We start from the raw sequence: 23,716 nt of genomic DNA, 5'->3' as shown, positions 1-23,716 counted from the left end.
GTGCGCGGCCCCGGCCGCGCAGCGCGTGCGCCTGAGTGTCAGATCGCGTGCGCGAGCGCGCGGTCGACGAGCGCGGCGTCGAAGCCGTCGTCCGCGTCGCGAAAGCGCAGCGGCGCCGCGCAATGCACCAATGTGTCGATGAAGTACTTCGCGCGCGGCCACGGTCCGAAGCCGGCCGCGGTGTTGATGTGTCCCGCGTCGCCGAGATTGACGAATGCGCTGCCGAGCCGCCGTGCGAGCGTGCGCGCATCGGCGAGCGGCATCCACGGATCGGTCTCGCTGCCGATCACGATCGACGGCACCGCGAGCCGGCGCGCGTCGAACGGCCCGGCAAAGGTGAACTTCTTCGGACTGGCCGGCGCGACGAACAGCACGCCCGCGACGTCGGCCGTCGGCGGCCATTGCGCGAGCGCATGCGCGGCCGCGAGGCAGCCGAAGCTGTGCGCGGCCAGCACGAACGGGCCGCGCTCGCGGTCGAGCAGCGCACGCACGGACTGCGCCCAGCGCGCGAGATCCGGCGCATCCCAGTCGGCCTGTTCGACGCGCAGCGAACGCGGGAACTGCCGCTCCAGCCAGGTCTGCCAGTGGGCGCCTTCGCTACCGTGCAGGCCCGGAACGGTCACGAGCCGCGGCGGCCACGCCGATTTGCTGCATGCGCGCATGATTGCCCTCGCTTGCTTTGCTTGAAGACGGGATTCGATTGTGGCGTGCCGCGCGCGGCGGCCGAACCAATATTTTGTGCTTTGCTTTTGCGCGGGACGGCCGCGCGGCGCGGGCCGGCCGCCTCGCGGCGGCGCAACGCGCCGCGAAACCGTAGAATGTGGGCTTCCCGCTTGCCTTGCATCGGATCGAACCGGGCGCCGCCGCGCCGGTTCCGATCGACAGGAGACGCCCGATGTCCGCTACGCCCGCCGGCGCGCTGCGCCCGTTCCATCTCGCCTTTCCCGTGTCGAGCCTCGCCGGCGCGCGCGCGTTCTACGGCGGCCTGCTCGGCTGCCCCGAAGGCCGCAGCTCGGAACACTGGGTCGACTTCGATTTCTTCGGGCACCAGCTCGTCGCGCACCTCGCGCCGGACGAAACCGGCAAGAGCGCGGTGAACCCGGTCGACGGCGACGACGTGCCCGTGCGCCATTTCGGCGTCGTGCTGTCGATGGATGAATGGCATGCGCTCGCCGACAAGCTCAAGGCCGCGCACACGCGCTTCGTGATCGAGCCGCACATCCGCTTCAAGGGCGAGGTCGGCGAGCAGGCGACGATGTTCTTCCTCGATCCGTGCGGCAACGCGCTGGAGTTCAAGGCGTTCGCCGACATCGGCCAGCTGTTCGCGAAGTAGGCGCATGAAGATCCTGTTCTACTCGCCGCATCAGGAAGCCGACGCATGGCGCGACGCGATCGCGCGTGCGCTGCCCGAGGCCGAGCTGCGCGCGTGGCAGCCGGGCGACGCGGGCGCCGCCGACTACGCGCTCGTCTGGCGCGCGCCGCGCGAGCTGTTCGCGCCGCGCGACGGCCTGCGCGCGATCTTCAATCTCGGCGCGGGCGTCGACGCGCTGCTCGCGCTCGACCGCGCGCATCCCGGCACGCTGCCGCGCGACGTGCCGCTGGTGCGCCTCGAGGATTCGGGCATGGCGCGGCAGATGATCGAATACGTGACGCACGCGGTGCTGCGCTATCTGCGCCGCTTCGACGAATACGACGCGCTGCAGCGCGAGCGCCGCTGGCAGGTGCTCGAGCCGCATCCGCGCGCGAGTTTCACCGTCGCGGTGCTCGGTCTCGGCGTGCTCGGCGCGCAGGTCGCGCAGGCGCTCGCGGCGCTCGGCCTGCCGGTGCGCGGCTACAGCCGCAGCCCGAAACGGCTCGACGGTGTCGAGACCTTCGCGGGCGACGGCGCGTTCGACGTGTGCATCGACGGCGCGAAGGTGCTCGTGAACCTGCTGCCGAGCACGCGCGATACCGACGGAATCCTGTCGGCACGGACCTTCGCGAGGCTGGCGCCGGGCGCGTATCTGGTGAACGTCGCACGCGGCGCGCATCTCGTCGAGGCCGATCTGCTCGACGCGCTCGCGAGCGGCCGGATCGCCGCCGCGACGCTCGACGTGTTCCAGCACGAGCCGCTGCCCGTCGATCACCCGTTCTGGCACGCGCCGCGCATCACGATCACGCCGCACAGCTCGGCCGAGACGCTGCGCGACGAAGCCGTCGAGCAGATCGCCGGCAAGATCCGCGCGCTCGAGCGCGGCGAACGCGTCGGCGGCATCGTCGACTACGCGCGCGGCTACTGAATTCCGCCTATACCAAACTGGAGACAACCATGACGTTCCCCACCGCCGTCAAGATCGTCGAAGTCGGCCCGCGCGACGGGCTGCAGAACGAAAAGACCTTCGTGCCGACCGACGTGAAGATCGCGCTCGTCGACCGGCTGTCGCGCGCCGGCTTCCGCAATATCGAAGCGGCGTCGTTCGTGTCGCCGAAATGGGTGCCGCAGATGGCCGACGGCGCCGACGTGATGGCCGGCATCGAGCGTCGCGCGGGCACCGTGTATTCGGTGCTCACGCCGAACCTGAAAGGCTTCGAGAACGCGCTCGCCGCGCGCGCCGACGAAGTCGTGATCTTCGGCGCGGCGAGCGAGGCGTTCTCGCAGCGGAACATCAACTGCAGCATCGCCGAGAGCATCGCGCGCTTCGAGCCGGTCGCGAAGGCCGCGAAGGATGCCGGCCTGCGGCTGCGCGGCAGCGTGTCGTGCACGCTCGGCTGCCCGTATCAGGGCGAGGTGCCGGTCGCCTCGGTCGTCGACGTCGTCGAACGCTTCGCCGCGCTCGGCTGCGACGAGATCGACATCGCCGACACGATCGGCGTCGGCACGCCGAAGCGCACGCGCGAAGTGCTGTCGGCCGTCACGCGGGTGTTTCCGCGCGAGCGGTTGTCGGGCCACTTCCACGACACCTACGGCCAGGCGCTCGCGAACATCTACGCGGCGCTGTTCGAAGGGATCGAGATCTTTCACGCGTCGGTCGCCGGCCTCGGCGGCTGCCCGTATGCGAAGGGCGCGACCGGCAACGTCGCGACCGAGGACGTGCTGTACCTGATGCAGGGCCTCGGCATCGACACCGGCATCGACCTCGCGCAGGTGGTCGCCGCCGGCGACTTCATCTCCCATGCGATCGGTCGCGCGAACGTGTCGCGCGCCGGTCGCGCACTGCTCGCCAAGGCGCAGAGCGCGGCCGACACGCCGAGCTGCGTCTGACCCCGACACTGACGGATTCTCCATGACGACACCCGCTTCATTCGACTCTCTCCCCGATTCCGCGCGACGCGTCGCGCTGCTGCTGCGCGAACGCGGGCACGCGAAAGGGATCGTGATGCTCGCCGAAACCGGCAAGACTTCCGCCGAAGCCGCGGCCGGGCTCGGCTGCGAGGTCGCGCAGATCGCGAAGTCGATCCTGTTTCGCCGCGAATCGGACGGCCTGCCGGTGCTCGTCGTCGCGAGCGGCGCGAACCGCGTCGACGAGAAGAAGGTCGCCGCGCAAGTGGGCGCGGTCGGCCGCGCCGATGCGAAGTTCGTGCGCGACAACACCGGCTACGCGATCGGTGGCGTCTGCCCGATCGGCCATCTCGTCGAACCGGTCACGCTGATCGACGCCGACCTGCTCGAACTGGACAGCCTGTGGGCGGCCGCCGGCCATCCGCACGCGGTGTTCAACCTGTCGCCGCAGGAACTCGTCTCGCTGACCGGCGCGCCGGTCGCCGACGTCGCGCTGCGCAACGACGCATGAGCGACGTGCCGGTACCGGTCGGCACGGTCGCGTCGCCGTGCACCGACGTATGCAGGATCGATCCGCGCACCGACTGGTGCGCGGGCTGCCTGCGCACGCGCGACGAGATCAAGGGATGGCGCGCGTCGGACGACGACGCGAGGCGCGCGTTGCTCGCACGGCTCGACGCGCGGCGGCGCCTGCTCGCGCGGAGCGGCGCATAAAAATGTCCGGACGTGAGTGTCGTCCAAGAACAGGACCATCCGCGCCGCTACCGCACGATAACGACCATGACACTCGCTAACCTTGGCATTACCCGGCATCGAACTCAAAAAAATCGTGTGCAGCCGCACCGCGCCGGCATTTCGTGAATCCGGTCATGGATCCTGGCCAGCACAATCGACGCCGCGAATACTGGCGGCACGGGTAATTGCTTCACGATGCCCCTCTCTGTGAATTACGACGAGGGATAACAACGAGCGTCATATGTTGTTGAACCCTCCTCGAAGAGAGGGTCCGTGTCCTTTGAACTTTCTGTGGGAGTTGGTCAACGCTGTTCGCTTTACAGTCGCAGTGAATATTGTTCGCGCTTCCCCGCCGGCTCACCGGATGAAAAGGCGGGGAAGGAACGGGCGCAGTTGATCGGCGCGGGAGACCTGACGCGCGATACGACGCAATTGGCAGGCCTTCACAGGTTTCTTCAGGATTGCCGCCTCGACCACTATGTCGATAGTGCCGATCCGCAGCGACTGTCGCAGGCGTTACAGCGCGCTGTCGGCAACGGTGATGTCGTCGTGCTCTTCGAACGGGCACACCCGTCCGGAGCGCCCGGCCGCACCAGCGACGAACCGCGGCCGTACTCGATCACATTTACGCCATCTCAGTTATTCAAGCGCACGCCCCGTAAGGCGGCCAATTTCGGCGCTTCCCTCCGAACGCGACACAAGCTTCCCGCCGAAGATGGAATTGCAGTATGGCAAGCAAATCCGGGAGACAGTCTGCCGGACGGCACCACGGCAAGAGCACTCGGTTGTACGCAACCGTTCGACTATCAATCCGGCGTATCGATTGTTAATGAAGCAGTTCAACTGGCCGGCAGCGACGGCCTGCCCGGCAATAATCAGGCACAGAACAGGCAATTCAAAGCCGTTGTCAAAATGATGGAACTGAATAAGCGTCAGGCACGACTGCTTCACGAAGAAATAAGCGGACAAGGGCTCGGATACCGTGAAATCCTCGAGCGCGCACAAGACATGTTTGGGGGAAGCTAATGGCCAGCGTTCACGAACGGATCACCCGGCACCTTGCCGTTCTCGAGGGTCTCGACATAGGCGGTATCCATCATGCAGCCGACATGCTTACGATGCAGTTCGGTCCGATGCGGCAAACCAACACACGAAAAGGTACGCTGAAATGGGTCGGAGCATGGGCGCTGCACATTCAATGCAACTGGCAAATACGGCGACAAAATGACATCGTCGCGACCCAGGACGATGTTTCCGGGTCCGACGACGAAACGCGCAAAATCTTGGAACGTCTCGATGCGCTATTAATCAAGCACGGCCCGACGACCGTTGAACGTGCGCTTGGAGGCGAATCGGGGCAAGTATGGCTTATGCTGTCCGCTGGCCTGAGCCTGGTAGTCACGCCCATCGGCACGGCGGACGAAGAGGACTGGCGGCTCTTTGCGCCGGGTATCGACGGTCCGCACTTTGTGATCGAGGGTGGCCGGATCGACCCCGACTCGCTCGCGTAAAGCGATCCGGCATCGAACAGGCCGTACACGGCCGACGCCAGGTTCACGCATAAAAAAATGCCGTTCGGCCTGCTTGGCGAACGGCATGAGATCGGAATCCTGTGAACGTGATCAACGTCACAGCCCGCATCATACGAGCGACGCTGCAGCGTCGCATCGGGTGTTTCCCTACAACTTCTTACAGCGGTTTGCGTGCGCAACCTTCGTTCCCGGACGCGCCGCCGGCGGGTGTCGGCAACCTGCCGGAGCGGCAGGCCGTAGCCGCAAGTCGAATCGCACGACCGTTTCAGTTGCCGACCGCCGCGCGACGCGCGGGCACGATGCGCCAGCCGAGGTTCACGCCGGCCGCCGCGAGCAGGATCAGCAGCGCGCCGAGCACCTGCGTCCACGCGAGCGTCTGCCCGAACGCGACGCGATCGACGACGATCGCGACGACCGGATAGACGAACGACAGCGCGCCCGTCATCGCGACCGGCAGCTTCTGGATCGCACCGTACAGCAGCACATACATCACGCCGGTGTTCACGACGCCGAGCACGACGAGATCGCCCCACTGCGTGGCCGTCGCGGGCAACGTATCGAAGTGCGCGAACGGCGCGAGCAGCACGATGCCGAGGCCGGCCTGCAGCAGCGCGAGCAGGTGCGGCGGCGTGCCCTTCAGATGCTTCGTGACGATCGACGACACCGCGTACAGGAACGCCGCGCCGAGCGACAGCGCGACACCTTCGAGATATTCGCCGGGCACCGCGAGCACGGCCGGCTCGACGCGCACCACGCACACGAGCCCGATGAAGGCGAGCGCGAGCCACGCGATCGTCGACGCGCTGATCCGTTCGCGGAAGACGATCGCGCCGAGCGCGACGAGCATGAACGGCTGCGTGTTGTAGACGGCGGTCGCCATCGAGATCGACGCGCGCGAATACGCGGCGAACAGCAGCAGCCAGTTCGCGACGATCGCGACGCTGCCGAGCGCCGCGAGCACGAGCATGCGCGGCGAGAACAGCGCGCGGCGCAGGAAGCCGAGCGCCGCGCAGACGATCGCGAGCGTCGCGGCGCCGAACAGGCAGCGGAAGAACACGACGTTGGTGAGCGGTTGCTGCGACGACATCACGAGCCAGCCGATCGTGCCGGACATCATCATCGCGACGACCATCTCGGCGGCACCGCGGCGGATTTCGTTCGAGGCCATCATGGACTCCGTTTGACGAGAGGGGATGACTTCGATTCTAGGAACTTGCTTTCCGCGCATCCACGACTAAACTGAAGCGAAAACACCGATTCACCTTCGAAAGCAAAGCGATCATGTCGAAACGCCTTTCCCCGCCCGCCGTCGCGTCGCTGGACGCGACCGACCGCGCGATCCTCGCGGCGCTCGCCGAGGATGCGCGCATCGCCACCAGCGAACTGGCGCGCCAGATCGGGCTGTCGGCGCCCGCGACCGCCGACCGCGTGCGACGGCTCGAAGCGCAGGGCGTGATCGCGGGTTTCACCGTCGAGCTCGATCCGCGCGCGCTCGGCTACACGCTGCAGGCGATCGTGCGCGTGAAGCCGCTGCCGGGGCAGCTGCATCTCGTCGAGGAAGTGTTGCGGCGGATTCCGGAGTTCGTCGAATGCGACAAGGTGACCGGCGAGGACTGCTTCATCTGCCGGCTCTATCTACGCACGATCGAGCACCTCGACGACATCCTGTCGAAGGTGACGGAGCGCGCCGAAACGAGCACGGCGATCGTGAAATCGACGCCGGTGCCGCGCCGCCTGCCGCCGCTCGTCGACGACGATGCCGCCACGCGCCGCTGATCGTCGCCGCGCGGCAAGCACCGCGCCGGCCGCGGCGGCCGGCGTCGATCACGCGGCCGCGTCGCGCGCCTCAAAGAACGCCAGCAGCTCGTCGATCAGCGCGACGGGCGCCTCCTCCGGAATGTAGTGCCCGCAATCGAGTGCGCGGCCGCTGACGTCGCGCGCGACGCGCCGCCATTCGTCGAGCGGATCGAAGCAGCGCCCGACGATCCCGTTTTCGCCCCACAGCACGCGCAGCGGGCACGCGACCTTGTTGCCGCGCTCGAGATCCGCGCGGTCGTGCTCGAGATCGATCGTCGCCGACGCGCGGTAGTCCTCGCACATCGCATGCACCGCGCCCGGCTGCGCGAGCGCGGCGCGATACGCGGCGAGCGCCTCCGGCGCGAACGGCGCGAGCCCGGCGGACCGGTTGCCCATCACGCGCTCGATGTACGCATCGGTGCGGCCTTCGATCAGCGTTTCGGGCAGCGGCGCCGGCTGGATCAGGAAGAACCAGTGGAAATACGCGGTCGCGAACGCGCGGTCGGTCTGTTCGTACATCGCGAGCGTCGGCGCGATGTCGAGCAGCATCATCCGCTCGACGGCCGCCGGATGATCGAGCGCGAGCCGGTGCGCGACGCGCGCGCCGCGATCGTGCGCGCAGACGTGGAATTGCTCGAAGCCGAAATGCCGCATCACGGCGACCTGGTCGGCCGCCATCGCGCGTTTCGAATACGGCGCATGCCGCGCGTCGCTCGGCGGCCTGCCCGACGCGCCGTAGCCGCGCAGGTCGGTCGCGATCACCGTGAAGTGATTCGCCAGCGTCGCGGCGACGCGATGCCAGATCATGTGGGTTTGCGGATGGCCGTGCAGCAACAGAAGCGGCGGCCCCGCGCCTCCTTTGACACCGAAGATGTCGGTGTCCTGCACCGTCACGCGAAACGGTGCAAACGCCTCAAACGACATGGTTTGTTTCTCATTGGTTTGTTATGGCGGCTATTGTAGGAGCGCCCGGCCGACTGCTGCGCGCGGCAGATGCCCGAATGCGTAGAAAGAGAACACTCACTCGATTGTCGCCATGCCGCGCCGTTTGCTAAGCTCGCGTAGAATCGCACGACCGTTCGTATTAATATGAGCGCATCGCTGCACCGCTACACTCGAAGCACCGTTCGACCGCCACGCATTGATGCCGGCATCGGCGCGACCGCGCCGCATCCGGCCGCCCCTCGAGACTGGAGACATCACATGGCATTGCCCGCCGTCCTGCAGAACCTGACGCTGCCCGTCATCGCGTCGCCGATGTTCATCGTCAGCTACCCCGAACTCGTGCTCGCGCAGTGCAAGGCGGGTATCGTCGGATCATTTCCCGCGCTCAACGCCCGTCCGGCCGAACTGCTCGACGAGTGGCTCACGCAGATCCAGTCCGAGCTCGCCGACCACAAGGCGAAGCACCCGGATGCGGTGATCGGCCCGATCGCGGTCAACCAGATCGTCCACCAGTCGAACGTACGGCTCGAGCATGACGTGCGCGTGTGCGTCGACCACAAGGTGCCGATCTTCATCACGAGCCTGCGCGCGCCGGCGCGCGAGATCGTCGACGCGGTGCACGGTTACGGCGGCATCGTGCTGCACGACGTGATCAATCTGCGCCACGCGCAGAAGGCACTCGAAGCCGGCGTCGACGGGCTGATCCTCGTCGCGGCCGGCGCCGGCGGCCACGCGGGCACGACGTCGCCGTTCGCGCTCGTCGGCGAAGTGCGCAAGATGTTCGACGGGCCGATCGTGCTGTCGGGCTCGATCGCGAACGGCGGCTCGATCCTCGCCGCGCAGGCGATGGGCGCCGACCTCGCGTACATGGGCACGCGCTTCATCGCGACGCAGGAAGCGCACGCGGCCGAGGACTACAAGCGCGCGATCGTCAACGCGAAATCGTCCGACATCATCTACACGAACCTCTTCACCGGCGTGCACGGCAACTACATTCGCGAGAGCATCGAGAAGGCCGGCCTCGATCCGGACGCGCTGCCGGAATCGGACAAGTCGAAGATGAATTTCGGCGGCGACAAGGCGAAGGCGTGGAAGGACATCTGGGGTGCCGGCCAGGGCGTCGGCCTGATGGACGACCTGCCGAGCGTCGGCGCGCTCGTCGAGCGGCTGAAGCGCGAGTACGACGACGCGAAGGCACGGCTCGGCATCGCACGCTGACGCTGAAGCTGACGCGGGCGGCGGATTGCGCCGCCGCCGCGCATGACGTCGGGCAAAAACAAAAAAGCGCGAACCGCAACGGCTCGCGCTTTTTTCATGTCCGCCCGCGGGCGGCAGACGGCGATCAGCCCGCGCGCTTGATCCGCGTGATTGGCAGCACGCGCAAGCGCGCCTCGATCGACGGGCACAGCGACTGACCTTCGAAACGTGCGGCGAGGAAGTCGACGAACGAGCGCACCTTCGCCGATACGTGGCGGCGGCTCGCATACACCGCGTAGATCGGCGCCTCGTGCGGCGGCACCGAGTCGAGCAGCACCGGCACGAGACGGCCGGATTCGATGTCGTCGCCGATCACTTCGGTGCCGAGCAGCGCGATGCCCGCGCCGGCGAGCACCGCCGCGCGCAGCCCCTCGAGATGGTTCACGATCAGGTTGCCGTTCAGGTTCACGCGCGACGCGGCGGCCGCGTCGATCACCAGCGAATCGAGCATCGTCGAATTCGAATCGCGGCGCAGGTAATTGTGATGCGCGAGATCGGCAATCGTCTGAGGCGTGCCGTGCTTCTCCAGATACTCGGGCGACGCGACCAGCAGGATGTGTGCGGTGGCGATCTGCCGCGCGACCAGCGACGACGATTTCAGCCCGTTCGGCGCCGCGCGCACCGCGACGTCGTAGCCTTCCTCGATCAGGTCGACCACGCGATCGGACAGCGTCATGTCGACGGTCACGTCCGGGAACCGGCCCGCATAATCGGTGACGGCCTGCATCACGTGCCGCAATCCGAACGCGGACAGCGACGTCACGCGCAGGCGGCCCTGCGGCACGACGCTCGCGGCGCCGACCGCCTGCCCGGCTTCGTCGAGTTCCGACAGCGCCTGCACGAGGCGCTCATAGTATTCGCGTCCCGCCTCGGTCGGCGCGACACGTCGTGTCGTGCGATGCAGCAGCCGCGCGCCGAGCTGCTGCTCGAGATGCATCACGTGCTTGCTCGCCATCGCGGCCGACATCTGCATGCGCTCGGCCGCGCCGACGAAGCTGCCCACTTCGACGACGTAGCGAAACACATTCATGCTGACGAGGGTATCCATCGAACTAGCTCGCAATTCCTGGTAATCATGCAATTACGAGATAGGGTAACAAAGGCAAGGAAACAAGAAGGTCAACAAAGGCAAAACGGCGCCGCGGGAAGCGGCGCCGTTTCGGGGGCGGAAGACCGGCAGGCGGGACGCGCGCTGCGTGTGCGCGTCCGGCGAACGAATCGTCAGAACTTCGCGCGAATGCCCGCGCCGAACGTGTTGCCGCTCGACAGGCCGCTGATGTGGTCGTTCATGTAGGCAGCGTAGACGTCGGTGCGCTTGGACAGCGGATAGTCGTAGCCGACTGCCCAGGTCTGGCGCGTCTGATCGAGGCCGCCGCCGTCGCGCGAGTACGCATACGACGCCATCGCGTTGCCGACGCCGAGCGGCACCGACACGCCGCCCTGCGCGGTGTTCACGTGCCAGCTGCCGGCAACCTGGTCGTTCTTCGTATACATGTACTGGCCGAACAGCTTCACGTACTTCAGGTCGTAGGTCGCGCCGACCAGCCCGATGCCCTGGCTCTTCATGCCGGTCACGAGCGAGCTCAGGTCCTGCGGGCCGTTGTTGAAGTTCACGTACTGGTAGACGGCGGTCGCCGCGAACGGGCCGTTCGCGTAGTTGAACTGCGCACTCCACTTCTTCGAGCGGTTGTCGCCAGCCGTGTTGCCGAGCGCGTACATCGCCGCGAAATTCAGGCCACCGAACGAAGGCGACGTGTAGGACAGCGCGTTGTTCCAGCCCGAATCGCCGACCGCGCCCTGGTCGCTCGGATAGGTCGGGAACGTGCCGAGGCCGAGGAACACGTGGTACACCATCGGCGAGAAGGTGTACGAGTCGTAGAACGGGTTGAACAGGATCGTCGACAGGAACAGGTGCGTCGTCAGGCGGCCCGCCGTCACCGTGCCGTACGGCGAGCTGACGCCGACGTATGCGTTGCGCGCGAAGAACGTGTCGCCCTGGAAGCGGCCGAACTGGCCGTTCTGCGCACGGAAGAAGCTCTCCAGCGTGAAGATCGCCTTGTAGCCGTTGCCGAGATCCTCTGCGCCGTGCAGGCCCCAGTACGACGTTGACATCCCGCCGCCCGACACGTTCCATGCGCGATCGCCGCCCGGGAACTTGGTTGCGCCGACCCATTCGTCGACCTGACCGTAGAGCGAGACGCTCGACTGCGCGTGGACGGGTGCGGTTGCGGCCACGCAGGCGGCCGCGGCGATCAGCTTGACGGACGTGCGCGACGCACGGCGAGCGAATGCTTTCATGGGATCTCCAGGTTTTGTCGAATGTCGATGAGTGGCGCGAGCGTTGTTTTTTGGAGCCGATTGCTTGCGTCGTTCGGGGCGCAGCCATCTTTACGGATCGTGCGTCCGGTCAAAATTGCGCACACTTATTGCGGGTATAGCAGCGGCATTAACTTCGCGGAATCGGCACATGGCCAGGCACGCCGCAGCGGCCGCGCGCGGAGCGGGCACGCGACGGGACGGCCGCGGGGCGCGCGCGTGCCGGGCGCGAAAGATAGCGCAATGCGGCGGGAAAATCAGCGGAAATATGCGCGCGACTGTGGCGAATTCGCATCACAGCCGGCGGGGGGACGAACGCGCGGGGCGCTCAGTTTCGGTAGAACGGGGAGAAAAACGGCGAGTGCGAAGGTTCTTCCTGCGCGCGGGGGGGCGGCATCGGACGGCCGCCGCGCTCTTCGTTGTAGCGCGCGACGTCGGCGCGGATCGAGCCGGCGCGCAGCGGCACGTTGCCGCCGGCCTGCGGGCGCGGCATCTGGCGGGAGTCGGCGCTGATCGGACGATACGGGCTTTGCGCGGCGTAATGGCCGTAGGACGGCGTCGGCCGCAGCCCCCAGCGGGAACCGTAACCGCTCACGCCGCCGGCACGCGCGCCGCCCGGCGGCAGCGCCCGGCGCCATACCGGCGCGTTGCCGGCCGGTTGGCCGAAAGCGCGCATGTCGCCGCCACCGAAACCGTGACCGAAGCCGTGACCGCCGCCGAACGCCTGACCGCCGTGCGGCGGTTGCGCGAGCGCGAGCGGCATCAGCAGTGCGCCGAGCACGCCTGCCACCCATCGTCCGACCTTCCGTTTCACCCGTTCCGTCATCATTCAGTGCCTGTTACCGCTCGCCGCCGGGCGTTTCCGGCCGACGCAAGCCTTTCAGCAGTAATTTATGAGCGGCCCGAAACGGTGTCGAGCCAAAAAGTGTTAGGTCGCGGGCATCGGTGTAACACCATGTTACTGCTAGGTTTTTTCACTTCAGGGCGCAATCGCGGCAGAACATTCTTCTGCCGTTTTGCGCATCGGCCGCCCCGCTCTGGCGCGCGCCACCCTATGCCGTCGATTCATCAATCGATTCGCACAATGAATTTGTGTATTGAATGACCAACCGGGACAATATCGGCTTCGCGCGCGCGACATGCGCGCCTGCCGTTTCCGAATCGAGTTGCCCGATGGCCCGTCCCCGTTTTCTTCCCGACAACTTCACGCTCGCGCTGGTCGGCACCGTCGTGCTCGCGAGCCTGCTGCCGTGTCGCGGCCCGGCCGCCCACGCGTTCAACTGGGCGACCAACATCGCGGTCGGCCTGCTGTTCTTCCTGCACGGCGCGAAGCTGTCGCGCGAAGCCGTCGTCGCGGGCGCGACACACTGGCGGCTGCATGCGGTCGTGCTGCTCAGCACGTTCGCGCTGTTCCCGCTGCTCGGCCTCGCGCTGAAGCCCGTGCTGCAGCCGCTCGTCACGCCGGCGCTCTACGCCGGCGTGCTGTTTCTGTGCACGCTGCCGTCGACGGTCCAGTCGTCGATCGCGTTCACGTCGATCGCGAAGGGCAACGTGCCGGCCGCCGTGTGCGCGGCGTCCGCGTCGAGCCTGCTCGGAATCTTCGTGACGCCGGCGCTCGTCGGGCTGATGATCACGTCGCAGTCGGCCGCGGCCGCGTCGCCGTGGAGCACCGTCGGGAGCATCGTGATGCAGCTGCTCGTGCCGTTCGTCGCCGGCCAGCTGCTGCGGCCCGTGATCGGCGGCTGGATCGAACGCAATCGCGGCGTGCTGCGTTTCGTCGACCAGGGCTCGATCCTGCTCGTCGTCTACGTCGCGTTCAGCGAGGCCGTGAACCAGGGGCTCTGGCACCAGATGCCGGCGCGCGCGCTCGGCGGCCTGCTGGTCGTCAACGTCGTGCTGCTCGCGATCGCGCTGGTGCTGACCACGTTCGTCAGCAAGCGGCTCGGCTTCAACCGCGCCGACCAGATCACGATCATCTTCTGCGGCTCGAAGAAGAGCCTCGCGGCCGGCGTGCCGATGGCGAAGGTGATCTTCTCCGCGCAGGCGGTCGGCGCGATCGTGCTGCCGCTGATGCTGTTCCACCAGATCCAGCTGATGGCGTGCGCGGCGCTCGCGCAGCGCTGGGGCGCGCGCGACATGCGCGGCGAGCGTGACGGCGACGAGGGTGCGGCCGGTGCCGCACGCGGACGCGGCGCGCTGAGCGCGGGCAAACGCTGACGCGGGAGGCTGCGCGGCCGGCATGGCTGGCCGCGCGGGTGTATTCGCGTCTTTCTCGTTACGCTTTCCGCTTCCCGCTTCGTCCGCTTTCTCCGCTTTCTCCGCCGCCCCACCACCTGCCCAAAGCGTCGCATGCACCATCGACGCGCATCGCGTCACGAAATCTTCATTCAATTCTCCGCGCGCGCTGCCGTTAAAGTCGGGCGTCCCGTCGCCTCGGCCGCCCTCGCCCATGCCCGCGCCTCATCCCGTCCCGTCCGCCGTCTCCACCACGCGCCTGATCGCGGAGCGTGCGCTCGCGGCCGTGTTCCAGCCGATCGTCGACCTCGGGTCGGGCACGGTCGTCGGCTACGAAGGCCTGATCCGCGGCCCGCGCGGCACCGACCTCGAGACGCCGGCCGCGCTGTTCGCGCAGGCCGCCCGCGACGGCGCGACCGTCGCGCTCGAACAGGCGGCCGCCCTCACCTGCCTCGACGCGTTCGCCGCGCTTGGCTGCGACGGCAAGCTATTCCTCAACTTCAGCGCGAACGCGAGCGCGCGCGGCAACTGCTCGGCCGCGCGCGGGTCGGCGCGGAGCGCATCGTGATCGAGCTGACCGAGCAGACCGCGATGCCGGACGTCGCGCACATCGGGCCGGCGGTCGCATCGCTGCGCGACGCCGGCATCCAGTTCGCGCTCGACGACTACGGCACCGCGAACGCGAGCATGAACCTGTGGCTGCGCCTGCACCCGGACGTCGTGAAGATCGACCGCTTCTTCATCCACGACATCGCGCGCGATCCGCTCAAGTTCGAGGCGGTCCGGGCGATGCAGCACTTCGCGCACGCGAGCGGCGCGAAGCTGATCGCGGAAGGGATCGAGAACGAGTGCGACCTGATCGTCGTGCGCGACATGGGCATCTGCTGCGTGCAGGGCTTCCTGCTCGGCCGGCCGGACGCGCAACCGTCGCGGGTCGTCGCGCCGGCCGCACGCGACGCGATCCGCGCGCCGCACATCGCGGTGTTCCCCGGTGCGACCCGCGCCGTGCGGCCCGCAAGCACGATCGCGGCGAAGATGCTCGTCCCCGCGCCGGCGCTGCCGCGCGACGCGACCAGCAACGACGTGCTCGACCTGTTCAACCGGATGCCCGGCCTGCACGCGGTCGCGCTCGTCGAACGCGGGCGGCCGGTCGCGCTCGTGAACCGGCGCGGCTTCATCGACCGCTTCACGCTGCCTTACCATCGCGAGGTGTTCGGAAAGAAGCCGTGCCTGCAGTTCGCGAACGACGCGCCGCTGATGATCGACAACGCGACGACGGTCGAGCAGCTCGCGATGCTGCTCGCGAGCCACGACCAGCGCTACCTCGCGGACGGCTTCGTGATCACCGAGCACGGCCGCTACGTCGGGCTCGGCACCGGCGAGAGCCTCGTGCGCGCGGTGACCGAGATGCGCATCGAGGCCGCGCGCTATGCGAATCCGCTGACCTTCCTGCCCGGCAACATCCCGATCAGCGCGCACATCGAGCGCCTGCTGGCGCGCGACGCCGGCTTCCACGCGTGCTACGTCGACCTGAACCAGTTCAAGCCGTTCAACGACCAGTACGGCTACTGGCAGGGCGACGAAGTGCTGAAGTTCGCGGCGACGGTGCTGGCCGGCGTGTGCGATCCGCAGCGCGACTTTCTCGGGCACGTCGGCGGCGACGATTTCCTCGTGCTGTTCCAGCGCGACGACTGGCACGCGCGCGCGGCCGACGCGATCGCGCACTTCAACGACGGCGCGCGGCGTTTCTACACGCAGGCCGACCGGCTGGCGGGCGGGCTGCGCGGCGAGGACCGCCACGGCAACCCCGCATTCTTCGGTTTCGTCACGATGGCGATCGGCGCGGTCGGCGTGCCGGCCGGCGCGAACGGCGCGATGCGCTACGGCAGCGACGAGATCGCGTCGGTCGCGGCGCTCGCGAAGCGGCGCGCGAAACAGCAGCCGGGCGGGCTCGCGGTCGTCGATCTCGATGCCGGCCGCGCGGCGCTGCGCGATCGCGGCGGGCCGCCGCAGGCGGCGGCGGGCTGAACCGGCGGGCGGTTGCCGGATGCAAGCGCGCTGCCGGCCGGTCAGGACGGCGACGACGGTGTCTCGCGCGCGCCCGATTGCCGGCAACGGCCTGCCGTTCGCCTCGCCCGCCCCTCGCGGACCGGGCATCCGAACGCGTGCGCCCCTTTCCGTGCGATCGCCTTGCCTTTTCCGCGTTTTGTTTAGTATTTTTAGTAACGTCGTTTTCGCAGATTAGCGCGTAAAAACCCGTTATTTCCGGGTATTCCCCGGTTATCCGGCCCGAATTTGGCTCGGCGTTTTACTATACAATCGCCGTCACCCTAAACAAACCTGACCCGAACGATGGGCACCACCATTCGCGACGTAGCGCGGGCGGCAGAGGTCTCGATCGGCACCGTCTCCCGCGCGCTGAAAAACCAGCCGGGCCTGTCGGAAGCCACGCGGGCGCGCATCGTCGAGATCGCGCAGCAGCTCGGCTACGACCCGGCCCAGTTGCGCCCGCGCATCCGCCGGCTCACCTTCCTGCTGCACCGCCAGCACAACCGCTTTCCCGCCAGCCCGTTCTTCTCGCACGTGCTGCACGGCGTCGAGGACGCATGCCGCGAGCGCGGGATCGTGCCGACGCTGCTCACGGTCGGCCCCAACGACGACGTGCTGCGCCAGATGCGCCCGCACGCGCCCGACGCGATCGCGGTGGCCGGCTTCATCGAGCCCGAGACGATCGAGGCGCTCGCCGCGACCGGCCGGCCGCTCGTGCTGATCGACCTGTGGGCGCCCGGCCTGCGCTCGGTGAACATCGACAACGCGACGGGCGCGGCGCTCGCGATGCGCCACCTGCTCGCCATCGGCCGCTCGCGGATCGCGTTCATCGGCGGCTCGGCCGCGCACTTCAGCATCGCGCAGCGCGCGATCGGCTATCGCCGCGCGTTCTTCGAGGCCGGGCGGCTGTTCGATCCCGCGTACGAAGTGACGATCGACGCCGGGCTCGACCCCGACACCGGCGCCGCGCGCGCGATGCAGCAGCTGCTCGACGCGCCCGGCCCGCGCCCGGACGCCGTGTTCGCGTACAACGACGCCGCCGCGCTGGCCGCGCAGCGCGTGTGCATCGCGCGCGGCGTGCGGATTCCGGAAGACATCGCGATCGTCGGCTTCGACGACATCCCGGCCGCCGCGCACGCGAATCCGCCGCTCACGACGCTCGCCGTCGACAAGGAAGCGCTCGGCCGCCGCGGCGTCGAACTGCTGCTCGCCGAATCGCCCGAGCGCACCGAGATCTCCCTGCCCGTCGAACTGATCGTACGGGCCAGCAGCCAGCCCGCCGGCTCACCGGCACTCGATACCGCCACGGTCACCGAATCATGAACATGCCTCCGGTCCAATCCCGCACGGCCGCGCCGGCCGCCCACGCGCAAGCGGCACCGTTCGTCGCGAGCTTCCGCGATCCGTCGTTCCTGCTGTCGCACATCGAGGACACGCTGCGCTTCTACGCGCAAAACGCGTTCGATCCGACGGGCGGCTTCTACCATTACTTCCGCGACGACGGCAGCATCTACAACCGCACGTCGCGGCACCTGGTCAGCAGCTGCCGGTTCGTCTTCAACTACGCGATGGCGTACCGGCATTTCGGCGATCCGCGCCACCTCGACTACGCCCGCCACGGGCTGCGCTTCCTGCGCGACGCGCACTGGGACGAAGCGCTGCAGGGCTACGACTGGGAACTCGACTGGCGCGACGGCACGAAACGCGCGACGCTCGACGGCACGCGCCACTGCTACGGGCTCGCGTTCGTGCTGCTGGCCGCCGCGCACGCGACGATGGCCGGCATCGACGAAGCGCGCGCGCTGATCGCGTCGACCTACGAGCTCGCCGAGCACCGCTTCTGGGACGCGGCCGCCGGCCTCTACGCGGACGACGCGACGCCGAACTGGAACGTGTCGTCGTACCGCGGCCAGAACGCGAACATGCACATGACGGAAGCGCTGCTCGCGGCATACGAGGCGACCGGCCATCTCACCTATCTCGATCGCGCGGAAAAACTCGCGACCCACATCACGCAGCGCCAGGCTTCGCTGTCGGGCGGCCTCGTGTGGGAGCACTACCATGCGGACTGGTCGGTCGACTGGGACTACAACAAGGAAGACAGCTCGAACATCTTCCGTCCGTGGGGCTTCCAGCCCGGGCACCAGACCGAATGGGCGAAGCTGCTGCTGATCCTGGAGCGGCACCGCCCGCTCGACTGGCTCGTGCCGCGCGCGGCCGAGCTGTTCGACGCGGCGCTCACGCATGCGTGGGACGCCGATCACGGCGGTCTCTGCTACGGCTTCGGCCCCGACTTCACGATCTGCGACCACAACAAGTATTTCTGGGTGCAGGCGGAAACCTTCGCGGCGGCCGCGATGCTCGGCGCGCGCACCGGCAGCGAGCGCTTCTGGGACTGGTACGACGAGATCTGGCGCTATAGCTGGGCACATTTCGTCGATCACCGCTACGGCGCGTGGTACCGGATCCTCACGTGCGACAACCGCAAGTACAGCGACGAGAAAAGCCCGGCCGGCAAGACCGACTATCACACGATGGGCGCATGCTACGACGTGCTCGCGACCCTCGCGCGCGCGGCGCGCAGCGAGCCGACGCAATGAGCGGCGGCACCTTTCCGGCCTTCGTGTCGGCGGGCGACATCCTGACCGACATGGTGCGCGCGGGCGACGCGCAGTGGACCTCCGTGCCGGGCGGCGCCGGCTGGAACGTCGCGCGCGCGGTCGCGCGGCTCGGCGTGCCGAGCGCGCTCGCGGGCGCGATCGGCGAAGACTGCTTCTCCGACGTGCTGTGGCGCACCAGCGAGGCGGCCGGGCTCGACCTGCGCTTCCTGCAGCGCGTGCCGCGTGCGCCGCTGCTCGCGATCGTCCATGAGACGCGGCCGCCCGCGTACTTCTTCATCGGCGAAGCGAGCGCGGATCTCGCGTTCGACCCGGCGCGGCTGCCGGCCGGCTGGGCCGGACACGTGAAGTGGGCGCACTTCGGCTGCATCAGCCTCGTGCGCGAACCGCTCGCGGGCACGCTCGTCGCGCTCGCGGCGGAGCTGCACGCGCGCGGCGTGAAGATCAGCTTCGATCCGAACTACCGGAACCTGATGACGGCCGCGTACCGGCCGACGCTCGAGAAGATGGCCGCGCTCGCCGACCTGATCAAGGTGTCCGACGAGGACCTGCGCCACCTGTTCGGCGGCGACGGCCCCGATGCGGTCGCCGCGGTGCGCGCGCAGAATCCGCGCGCGGCGGTGCTCGTCACGCGCGGCGCGCAGCCGGCGACGCTTTACGCGGACGGCGACGTGCTCGAAGCCAGTCCGCCGCGCGTGGAGGTGGTCGACACCGTCGGCGCGGGCGACGCGTCGATCGGCGGCATGCTGTTCAGCCTGATGGCCGCGCCGCAGCGGTCGTGGCGCGAACATCTCGCGTTCGCGCTCGCGGCGGGCGCCGCCGCGTGCCGGCATACGGGCGCGCATGCGCCGACGCTCGACGAGGTCGTCGCGCTGCTCGAACGGTGACGGGACGATGACGGCGCGCTGATCGGTCGCCGATTAGCGGCGCTGTACATGCTGCGCCGCAGTGCTACGATGAAGTGTCCTATTGCGGGAGAGGCACGATGGACACGAACACGTTCACGAAAGGCATCTACACGGCCAAGGCGCACACGCAGCACGCCGCCAACGGACAGTTCCAGGGTTACGTGATCCTCGCCCGGGACGACGGCGACGAGACGGAAAACATGCGCTACGACGTCCACACGACGAGTCCGAGCGAGGAAGAGGCGTTCAACGAAGCGAAGGCGCTCGCGCACCGGATCCTCGGCGAAATCGAGCTGTGACGCGCGAACCGTGACGCGCCGAATCATCACACGCGCGGCGCGGTCGCGACGCGCCGCCGCATTCGGCGCGGCTCAGAGCAGCCGCGCCACCATCGACACCAGCATCGTCAGCACCAGCGTCGACATGAACGGGAACGGGTAGCGCCGCCCGCCGAGCGTCAGCGTGACGTCGCCCGGCATCCGCCCGATGCCGACCTTGCCGAGCCACGGCCAGCAGCGCGTCAGGATCATCACCGCGACGAACGACGCCATCAGCCAGCGCAGCATCCCGGGCGCCCCGTCAGAGCGCGTGCGAGCGGTCGCCGCGCGCGAATGCGTCGAGCGTGCCGTCGATCCCGCGCGAGAATGCGATCACCTTGAACAACTCGCCCATCTCGGCTTCCGAGATCAGCTTCTGCACCGCGTTCGCGGCCGGCAGGAACTGGTGGATGTCGGACGGATCGATCGCGGCCAGCGCGTCGGTGATGCCCGCGTTCAACAGGAAACGCGCCTGCGACGTGTAGCCGAGGAGGTCCGCGCCGGTCGCGACGCCCGCGTCGTAGATGCCGGTGAATTCGACGTGCGCGGTGATGTCCTGCAGCCCCGGGTACAGGAACGCGTCGTCATGCGCGTGGTGGCGGTAATGGCACATCAGCGTGCCGCGGTCGCGCTGCGGATGGTAGTACTCGTGCGCGGGGAACCCGTAGTCGACCAGCAGCACCGCGCCGCGTCCGAGCATCGTGCAGACGGTACGCGTGAACGCCAGCGCGGCTTCGTGCGTCTCCGTCACGTAGCCGTCGTCGACGTCGAGCGTCGCGAGCACCGGCGGCAGGCCGGCCGCACCGGCGGGCCGGTCGTCGAACACGAACGCGTGCCGCGCGTCGAGCGCGACGCCGCGCTCGAGCCACGCGCCGTCCGCCTTCGCGAAGAGGCGCACCGGCATCGCGTCGAGCACCTCGTTGCCGACCACGACGCCGTCGAAGCGCTCGGGCAGCGCGTCGAGCCAGCGCACCTTCCCGGCGAGCGCCGGCGCGACCGCCGCGATCATGTCGCGCTGGCGTTCGCGCAGCTCGCCGGACAGGTCGACGATCAGGTATTCGTCGAGTTCGACGCCGAGCGCATCGAGCGCCGCGAGCAGCCCGGCCGCGAGCTTGCCCGTGCCCGCGCCGAACTCCATCACGCGGCGCGTGCCGCTTGCCGCCAACGCTTGCCCGACGGGATTCGCGAGCGTCTGCGCGAACAGCGGCGACAGCTCGGGGGCCGTCACGAAGTCGCTGCCGTCGTCGGCGCGGCGGCCGAACTTGCGCGCGCCGCCGCTGTAATAGCCGAGGCCGGGCGCATACAGCGCGCGCTCCATGAAGCGGTCGAACGGCAGCCAGCCGCCGGCCGCCGCGATCTCGTCGCGCAGTTGCGCGGCAAGGGTTTCGGACTGCGCGAGCGCGTCAGGGCCGGGAGCAGGTAAACTAGCGGGTTCGTGAGCTTTCGGGTTCATCCCGGCATTGTAAATGACCGTTTCAGCCGATACGTCGACCCCGCGCATCGCGCTCGTCGCCGGCGCGCTGGGCAGCGCGGCCGACGCCGCGTCGCTCGGTCGTGCGCTCGCGACCGGATTCGCGCAGCGCGGCTGGGACGTCGCGCTGCAGCGCAGCCCCGGCGCGCCGCGCGCGGCCGCCGACGCGCTCGTCGCCGAAGTCGCCGCCCACGGCCGCCGTGCAGCCGTGCTCGACGCCGATCTGGCCCTGGAAACCGACGCGGCCGCGCTCGTCGCCGCGTGCGGCGCGGCGCTCGGCCGGCCCGCCTGCGCGGTGTTCGTGAGTGCCTGCGCCGGCACCGACGACGCGCACACCGTGGACGGCGCATCGCTCGCCGCTGCGCTCGCGCGCAACGTGACGGCGCCGCTCGCGCTGGCCCGGGCGCTTGCCGACGCGACGCCCGACGCCGCGCGCGACGACGAATCGCTGCGCGCGTGCGCGATCCACGTGCTGGACCAGGCCCTGTTTCACCCGGCGCCGGCGCGGCTGTCGCATGCGCTGATGCAGGCCGCGCTGAACCGCGCGACCGCCGCGCTGGCGCTGGCCCTCGCGCCGAAAGTGCGCGTCGCGGCGCTCGTGCGCGGCCATGCGCCGCACGCGAACGACATCGCGGCGGCGGCCTGCTATCTCGCGAGCGCGCCCGGCGTCACGGGCGCGACGCTGACCGTCGACGGCGGCGAGCACCTGGTGCCGCACGCCGCCGGCCCGAATGAATGAACTGCGCGGATCGCGCGGCCTGATCGCCGCCGCCCGCGCCGCTTTGCGTGCACGCACGCCAATTTGACTGGGACGACCATGTTTTCCGCTCTCCTGCACCCCCGCCTCGCGGACTGCCGCAGGCTCTACCTGCGCGACTACGAGGTGCACATCAACATCGGGGCCTTCGAACACGAGAAGCGCGGCGAGCAGCGCGTCGTCATCAACGTCGACCTGTTCGTGCCGCTCGCGCTGTCCACCCCCGTCGACGACCGGCTGCATGAAGTCGTCGACTACGACCTGATGAAGCAGAGCGTCGCGCAGTGCGTGGCGCGCGGCCACATCCACCTGCAGGAAACGCTGTGCGACGCGATCGCCGCGAACCTGCTGGCGCACGACGCCGTGCGCGCGGTACGCGTCTGTACCGAGAAACCGGACGCCTATCCGGACTGCGACGCCGTCGGCGTCGAAGTCTTTCGCATCAAGGACGAGGAGCGCGCATGAACGCCCCCCACATGAACGACACGGCGGCCGATGGCGCCGCCATCGAAGCCACCGCCGCCGACACCGGTCGCCGCGCGCTGACGCGCCGCGAGCAGAAGGAAGCGTACGAGAACAACAAGCTGTTCAAGCGGATCGTGCGCCAGGTCGGCCAGGCGATCGGCGACTACAACATGATCGAGCAGGGCGACAAGGTGATGGTGTGCCTGTCGGGCGGCAAGGACAGCTACGCGATGCTCGACGTGCTGCTGCGCCTGCGCGAGCGCGCGCCGATCGACTTCGACATCGTCGCGGTCAACCTCGACCAGAAGCAGCCGGGCTTCCCCGAGCACGTGCTGCCCGAATACCTGACGCAGGTCGGCGTGCCGTTCCACATCGAGAACCAGGACACCTACAGCATCGTCAAGCGGCTCGTGCCCGAAGGCAAGACGACCTGCTCGCTGTGCTCGCGGCTGCGCCGCGGGATCCTGTACCGCGTGGCCGGCGAGCTCGGCGCGACCAAGATCGCGCTCGGCCACCACCGCGACGACATCCTGCAGACGCTGCTGCTCAACATGTTCTACGGCGGCAAGCTAAAGGGAATGCCGCCGAAGCTGCAGTCGGACGACGGCAGGAACGTCGTGATCCGCCCGCTCGCGTACGTGAAGGAAACCGATCTCGAGAAATACGCCGAGCTGCGCGAATTCCCGATCATCCCGTGCAACCTGTGCGGCAGCCAGCCGAACCTGAAGCGCGCGGAAATGAAGGCGCTGATCCGCGAATGGGACAAGCGCTTCCCGGGCCGCGTCGACAACATGTTCAGCGCGCTCGCGAACGTCGTGCCGTCGCACCTGATGGATACGACCCAGTTCCCGTTCGCGTCGCTGCGCGCGACCGGCGAGGCCGATCCGCAGGGCGACATCGCGTTCGACGAGGAGCCGTGCGCGTCCGGCGACGAGACCGCCGCGCCGGGCTCGGCGAAACCGATCTCGATCGTCCAGTTCGACGACCTGTAAGCAGGGTCCGAACACCCGCCGGAACCGGGGCCGCGGCCTCGTTCCGGCGCTGTCGCCCCGCCG

The 23,716-nt window shown here is 68.5% G+C and carries 25 protein-coding genes and 1 pseudogene; 18 read left to right on the top strand and 8 right to left on the bottom strand.

Features of this window, described 5'->3' with window-relative positions; genetic code table 11:
- Nucleotides 1-38: 38 nt before the first annotated feature.
- Nucleotides 39-662 (bottom strand): alpha/beta hydrolase, encoded by a 624-nt coding sequence (locus WS46_RS18610; RefSeq protein ID WP_059523910.1) that lies wholly within the window; start codon nucleotides 660-662, stop codon nucleotides 39-41.
- 233 nt (nucleotides 663-895) lie between these two features.
- On the opposite strand from WS46_RS18610, the gene WS46_RS18605 reads away from it, so the two are divergent.
- The 7 genes from WS46_RS18605 to WS46_RS18575 all read left to right on the top strand — a co-directional run bounded on the left by WS46_RS18605 (nucleotide 896) and on the right by WS46_RS18575 (nucleotide 5,505).
- Nucleotides 896-1,333, top strand: a complete 438-nt coding sequence (locus WS46_RS18605; protein WP_044846155.1) for a VOC family protein — start codon at nucleotides 896-898, stop codon at nucleotides 1,331-1,333.
- A 4-nt stretch (nucleotides 1,334-1,337) separates the two neighbouring features.
- Nucleotides 1,338-2,279, top strand: coding sequence for a glyoxylate/hydroxypyruvate reductase A (locus WS46_RS18600; protein ID WP_059691386.1), 942 nt, complete (start codon nucleotides 1,338-1,340; stop codon nucleotides 2,277-2,279).
- 29 nt (nucleotides 2,280-2,308) lie between these two features.
- Nucleotides 2,309-3,241: a hydroxymethylglutaryl-CoA lyase gene (locus tag WS46_RS18595; protein ID WP_059691385.1), complete on the top strand. Its 933-nt coding sequence runs from the start codon at nucleotides 2,309-2,311 to the stop codon at nucleotides 3,239-3,241.
- Between the two features lie 22 nt (nucleotides 3,242-3,263).
- Nucleotides 3,264-3,770, top strand: a complete 507-nt coding sequence (locus tag WS46_RS18590; RefSeq protein ID WP_059523903.1) for a YbaK/EbsC family protein — start codon at nucleotides 3,264-3,266, stop codon at nucleotides 3,768-3,770.
- Nucleotides 3,767-3,973: a DUF1289 domain-containing protein gene (locus tag WS46_RS18585; protein ID WP_006762224.1), complete on the top strand. Its 207-nt coding sequence runs from the start codon at nucleotides 3,767-3,769 to the stop codon at nucleotides 3,971-3,973. Before WS46_RS18590 ends, WS46_RS18585 begins: the two co-directional genes overlap by 4 nt.
- Before the next feature lie 294 nt (nucleotides 3,974-4,267).
- Complete coding sequence (locus tag WS46_RS35510) at nucleotides 4,268-5,020, top strand: hypothetical protein (protein ID WP_156443155.1); 753 nt, start codon at nucleotides 4,268-4,270, stop codon at nucleotides 5,018-5,020.
- On the top strand, nucleotides 5,020-5,505 hold the full coding sequence (locus tag WS46_RS18575) for a hypothetical protein (protein ID WP_063892208.1): 486 nt from the start codon (nucleotides 5,020-5,022) through the stop codon (nucleotides 5,503-5,505). Before WS46_RS35510 ends, WS46_RS18575 begins: the two co-directional genes overlap by 1 nt.
- 286 nt (nucleotides 5,506-5,791) lie before the next feature.
- Here the strand turns inward: WS46_RS18575 and WS46_RS18570 are convergent, their stop codons facing one another.
- Complete coding sequence (locus WS46_RS18570) at nucleotides 5,792-6,694, bottom strand: DMT family transporter (RefSeq protein ID WP_059691468.1); 903 nt, start codon at nucleotides 6,692-6,694, stop codon at nucleotides 5,792-5,794.
- A gap of 113 nt (nucleotides 6,695-6,807) precedes the next feature.
- On the opposite strand from WS46_RS18570, the gene WS46_RS18565 reads away from it, so the two are divergent.
- The gene (locus WS46_RS18565; protein WP_059523896.1) at nucleotides 6,808-7,302 is read left to right on the top strand and encodes an Lrp/AsnC family transcriptional regulator; all 495 of its coding nucleotides are present in this window, start codon (nucleotides 6,808-6,810) and stop codon (nucleotides 7,300-7,302) included.
- A 48-nt stretch (nucleotides 7,303-7,350) separates the two neighbouring features.
- On the opposite strand, the gene WS46_RS18560 is transcribed toward WS46_RS18565, so the two are convergent.
- On the bottom strand, nucleotides 7,351-8,247 hold the full coding sequence (locus WS46_RS18560) for an alpha/beta fold hydrolase (protein WP_059691383.1): 897 nt from the start codon (nucleotides 8,245-8,247) through the stop codon (nucleotides 7,351-7,353).
- Nucleotides 8,248-8,526: 279 nt separating this feature from the next.
- On the opposite strand from WS46_RS18560, the gene WS46_RS18555 reads away from it, so the two are divergent.
- Nucleotides 8,527-9,486, top strand: a complete 960-nt coding sequence (locus WS46_RS18555; RefSeq protein ID WP_059523892.1) for a nitronate monooxygenase family protein — start codon at nucleotides 8,527-8,529, stop codon at nucleotides 9,484-9,486.
- A 124-nt stretch (nucleotides 9,487-9,610) separates the two neighbouring features.
- Here the strand turns inward: WS46_RS18555 and WS46_RS18550 are convergent, their stop codons facing one another.
- The 3 genes from WS46_RS18550 to WS46_RS18540 all read right to left on the bottom strand — a co-directional run bounded on the left by WS46_RS18550 (nucleotide 9,611) and on the right by WS46_RS18540 (nucleotide 12,667).
- Nucleotides 9,611-10,573 (bottom strand): LysR family transcriptional regulator, encoded by a 963-nt coding sequence (locus tag WS46_RS18550; protein WP_059523890.1) that lies wholly within the window; start codon nucleotides 10,571-10,573, stop codon nucleotides 9,611-9,613.
- Nucleotides 10,574-10,746: 173 nt separating this feature from the next.
- Nucleotides 10,747-11,823 carry a porin gene (locus tag WS46_RS18545; RefSeq protein ID WP_059523888.1) on the bottom strand — a complete coding sequence of 359 codons (1,077 nt, stop codon included), beginning with the start codon at nucleotides 11,821-11,823 and terminating at the stop codon, nucleotides 10,747-10,749.
- Nucleotides 11,824-12,169: 346 nt separating this feature from the next.
- Nucleotides 12,170-12,667 carry a hypothetical protein gene (locus tag WS46_RS18540; RefSeq protein WP_059691467.1) on the bottom strand — a complete coding sequence of 166 codons (498 nt, stop codon included), beginning with the start codon at nucleotides 12,665-12,667 and terminating at the stop codon, nucleotides 12,170-12,172.
- A gap of 347 nt (nucleotides 12,668-13,014) precedes the next feature.
- On the opposite strand from WS46_RS18540, the gene WS46_RS18535 reads away from it, so the two are divergent.
- The 6 genes and pseudogenes from WS46_RS18535 (at nucleotide 13,015) to WS46_RS18510 (ending at nucleotide 19,950) form a co-directional block, all read left to right on the top strand.
- Nucleotides 13,015-14,058, top strand: a complete 1,044-nt coding sequence (locus WS46_RS18535) for a bile acid:sodium symporter family protein (RefSeq protein WP_059523886.1) — start codon at nucleotides 13,015-13,017, stop codon at nucleotides 14,056-14,058.
- Nucleotides 14,059-14,290: 232 nt separating this feature from the next.
- Nucleotides 14,291-16,104 (top strand): annotated as a pseudogene (locus tag WS46_RS18530) (EAL domain-containing protein).
- 324 nt (nucleotides 16,105-16,428) lie between these two features.
- The gene (locus WS46_RS18525; RefSeq protein ID WP_059691382.1) at nucleotides 16,429-17,448 is read left to right on the top strand and encodes a LacI family DNA-binding transcriptional regulator; all 1,020 of its coding nucleotides are present in this window, start codon (nucleotides 16,429-16,431) and stop codon (nucleotides 17,446-17,448) included.
- Nucleotides 17,445-18,725, top strand: coding sequence for an AGE family epimerase/isomerase (locus WS46_RS18520; RefSeq protein WP_059691381.1), 1,281 nt, complete (start codon nucleotides 17,445-17,447; stop codon nucleotides 18,723-18,725). The genes WS46_RS18525 and WS46_RS18520 overlap by 4 nt, the downstream gene beginning before the upstream one ends.
- Nucleotides 18,722-19,630: a carbohydrate kinase gene (locus WS46_RS18515; protein WP_059691380.1), complete on the top strand. Its 909-nt coding sequence runs from the start codon at nucleotides 18,722-18,724 to the stop codon at nucleotides 19,628-19,630. Before WS46_RS18520 ends, WS46_RS18515 begins: the two co-directional genes overlap by 4 nt.
- A gap of 98 nt (nucleotides 19,631-19,728) precedes the next feature.
- The gene (locus WS46_RS18510) at nucleotides 19,729-19,950 is read left to right on the top strand and encodes a hypothetical protein (protein WP_059523876.1); all 222 of its coding nucleotides are present in this window, start codon (nucleotides 19,729-19,731) and stop codon (nucleotides 19,948-19,950) included.
- A 72-nt stretch (nucleotides 19,951-20,022) separates the two neighbouring features.
- On the opposite strand, the gene WS46_RS18505 is transcribed toward WS46_RS18510, so the two are convergent.
- The gene (locus tag WS46_RS18505) at nucleotides 20,023-20,217 is read right to left on the bottom strand and encodes a DUF2905 domain-containing protein (RefSeq protein WP_059523874.1); all 195 of its coding nucleotides are present in this window, start codon (nucleotides 20,215-20,217) and stop codon (nucleotides 20,023-20,025) included.
- Between the two features lie 13 nt (nucleotides 20,218-20,230).
- On the bottom strand, nucleotides 20,231-21,421 hold the full coding sequence (locus WS46_RS18500) for a class I SAM-dependent methyltransferase (protein WP_059691379.1): 1,191 nt from the start codon (nucleotides 21,419-21,421) through the stop codon (nucleotides 20,231-20,233).
- Between the two features lie 13 nt (nucleotides 21,422-21,434).
- Between WS46_RS18500 and WS46_RS18495 the strand changes: the two genes are divergently transcribed.
- The 3 genes from WS46_RS18495 to ttcA all read left to right on the top strand — a co-directional run bounded on the left by WS46_RS18495 (nucleotide 21,435) and on the right by ttcA (nucleotide 23,653).
- Nucleotides 21,435-22,178: an SDR family oxidoreductase gene (locus tag WS46_RS18495; protein WP_059691378.1), complete on the top strand. Its 744-nt coding sequence runs from the start codon at nucleotides 21,435-21,437 to the stop codon at nucleotides 22,176-22,178.
- Nucleotides 22,179-22,256: 78 nt separating this feature from the next.
- Entirely contained in the window at nucleotides 22,257-22,661 is a 405-nt protein-coding gene (locus tag WS46_RS18490) for a dihydroneopterin aldolase (protein ID WP_059450683.1), read from the top strand.
- A complete protein-coding gene (gene ttcA, locus WS46_RS18485; protein ID WP_059523868.1) occupies nucleotides 22,658-23,653 on the top strand; it encodes a tRNA 2-thiocytidine(32) synthetase TtcA in 996 nt (331 codons plus the stop codon). Before WS46_RS18490 ends, ttcA begins: the two co-directional genes overlap by 4 nt.
- The last annotated feature ends 63 nt before the right edge of the window (nucleotides 23,654-23,716 follow it).

Origin of the sequence: Burkholderia sp. RF4-BP95, from assembly GCF_001521985.1 — a bacterium.
In the GTDB taxonomy this organism is placed as follows: Bacteria; Pseudomonadota; Gammaproteobacteria; order Burkholderiales; family Burkholderiaceae; genus Burkholderia; species Burkholderia diffusa.
The sequence above is the reverse complement of the archived record's forward strand: the minus strand, read 5'-3'. Positions and strand labels throughout refer to the sequence as shown.

Coding starts and splice junctions, on each gene's coding strand:
- WS46_RS18610 (WP_059523910.1), bottom strand. CDS start 662: ATGCGCGCATGCAGCAAATCGGCGTGGCCGCCGCGGCTCGTGACCGTT.
- WS46_RS18605 (WP_044846155.1), top strand. CDS start 896: ATGTCCGCTACGCCCGCCGGCGCGCTGCGCCCGTTCCATCTCGCCTTT.
- WS46_RS18600 (WP_059691386.1), top strand. CDS start 1,338: ATGAAGATCCTGTTCTACTCGCCGCATCAGGAAGCCGACGCATGGCGC.
- WS46_RS18595 (WP_059691385.1), top strand. CDS start 2,309: ATGACGTTCCCCACCGCCGTCAAGATCGTCGAAGTCGGCCCGCGCGAC.
- WS46_RS18590 (WP_059523903.1), top strand. CDS start 3,264: ATGACGACACCCGCTTCATTCGACTCTCTCCCCGATTCCGCGCGACGC.
- WS46_RS18585 (WP_006762224.1), top strand. CDS start 3,767: ATGAGCGACGTGCCGGTACCGGTCGGCACGGTCGCGTCGCCGTGCACC.
- WS46_RS18575 (WP_063892208.1), top strand. CDS start 5,020: ATGGCCAGCGTTCACGAACGGATCACCCGGCACCTTGCCGTTCTCGAG.
- WS46_RS18570 (WP_059691468.1), bottom strand. CDS start 6,694: ATGGCCTCGAACGAAATCCGCCGCGGTGCCGCCGAGATGGTCGTCGCG.
- WS46_RS18565 (WP_059523896.1), top strand. CDS start 6,808: ATGTCGAAACGCCTTTCCCCGCCCGCCGTCGCGTCGCTGGACGCGACC.
- WS46_RS18560 (WP_059691383.1), bottom strand. CDS start 8,247: ATGTCGTTTGAGGCGTTTGCACCGTTTCGCGTGACGGTGCAGGACACC.
- WS46_RS18555 (WP_059523892.1), top strand. CDS start 8,527: ATGGCATTGCCCGCCGTCCTGCAGAACCTGACGCTGCCCGTCATCGCG.
- WS46_RS18550 (WP_059523890.1), bottom strand. CDS start 10,573: ATGGATACCCTCGTCAGCATGAATGTGTTTCGCTACGTCGTCGAAGTG.
- WS46_RS18545 (WP_059523888.1), bottom strand. CDS start 11,823: ATGAAAGCATTCGCTCGCCGTGCGTCGCGCACGTCCGTCAAGCTGATC.
- WS46_RS18540 (WP_059691467.1), bottom strand. CDS start 12,667: ATGACGGAACGGGTGAAACGGAAGGTCGGACGATGGGTGGCAGGCGTG.
- WS46_RS18535 (WP_059523886.1), top strand. CDS start 13,015: ATGGCCCGTCCCCGTTTTCTTCCCGACAACTTCACGCTCGCGCTGGTC.
- WS46_RS18525 (WP_059691382.1), top strand. CDS start 16,429: ATGGGCACCACCATTCGCGACGTAGCGCGGGCGGCAGAGGTCTCGATC.
- WS46_RS18520 (WP_059691381.1), top strand. CDS start 17,445: ATGAACATGCCTCCGGTCCAATCCCGCACGGCCGCGCCGGCCGCCCAC.
- WS46_RS18515 (WP_059691380.1), top strand. CDS start 18,722: ATGAGCGGCGGCACCTTTCCGGCCTTCGTGTCGGCGGGCGACATCCTG.
- WS46_RS18510 (WP_059523876.1), top strand. CDS start 19,729: ATGGACACGAACACGTTCACGAAAGGCATCTACACGGCCAAGGCGCAC.
- WS46_RS18505 (WP_059523874.1), bottom strand. CDS start 20,217: ATGCTGCGCTGGCTGATGGCGTCGTTCGTCGCGGTGATGATCCTGACG.
- WS46_RS18500 (WP_059691379.1), bottom strand. CDS start 21,421: ATGAACCCGAAAGCTCACGAACCCGCTAGTTTACCTGCTCCCGGCCCT.
- WS46_RS18495 (WP_059691378.1), top strand. CDS start 21,435: ATGACCGTTTCAGCCGATACGTCGACCCCGCGCATCGCGCTCGTCGCC.
- WS46_RS18490 (WP_059450683.1), top strand. CDS start 22,257: ATGTTTTCCGCTCTCCTGCACCCCCGCCTCGCGGACTGCCGCAGGCTC.
- ttcA (WP_059523868.1), top strand. CDS start 22,658: ATGAACGCCCCCCACATGAACGACACGGCGGCCGATGGCGCCGCCATC.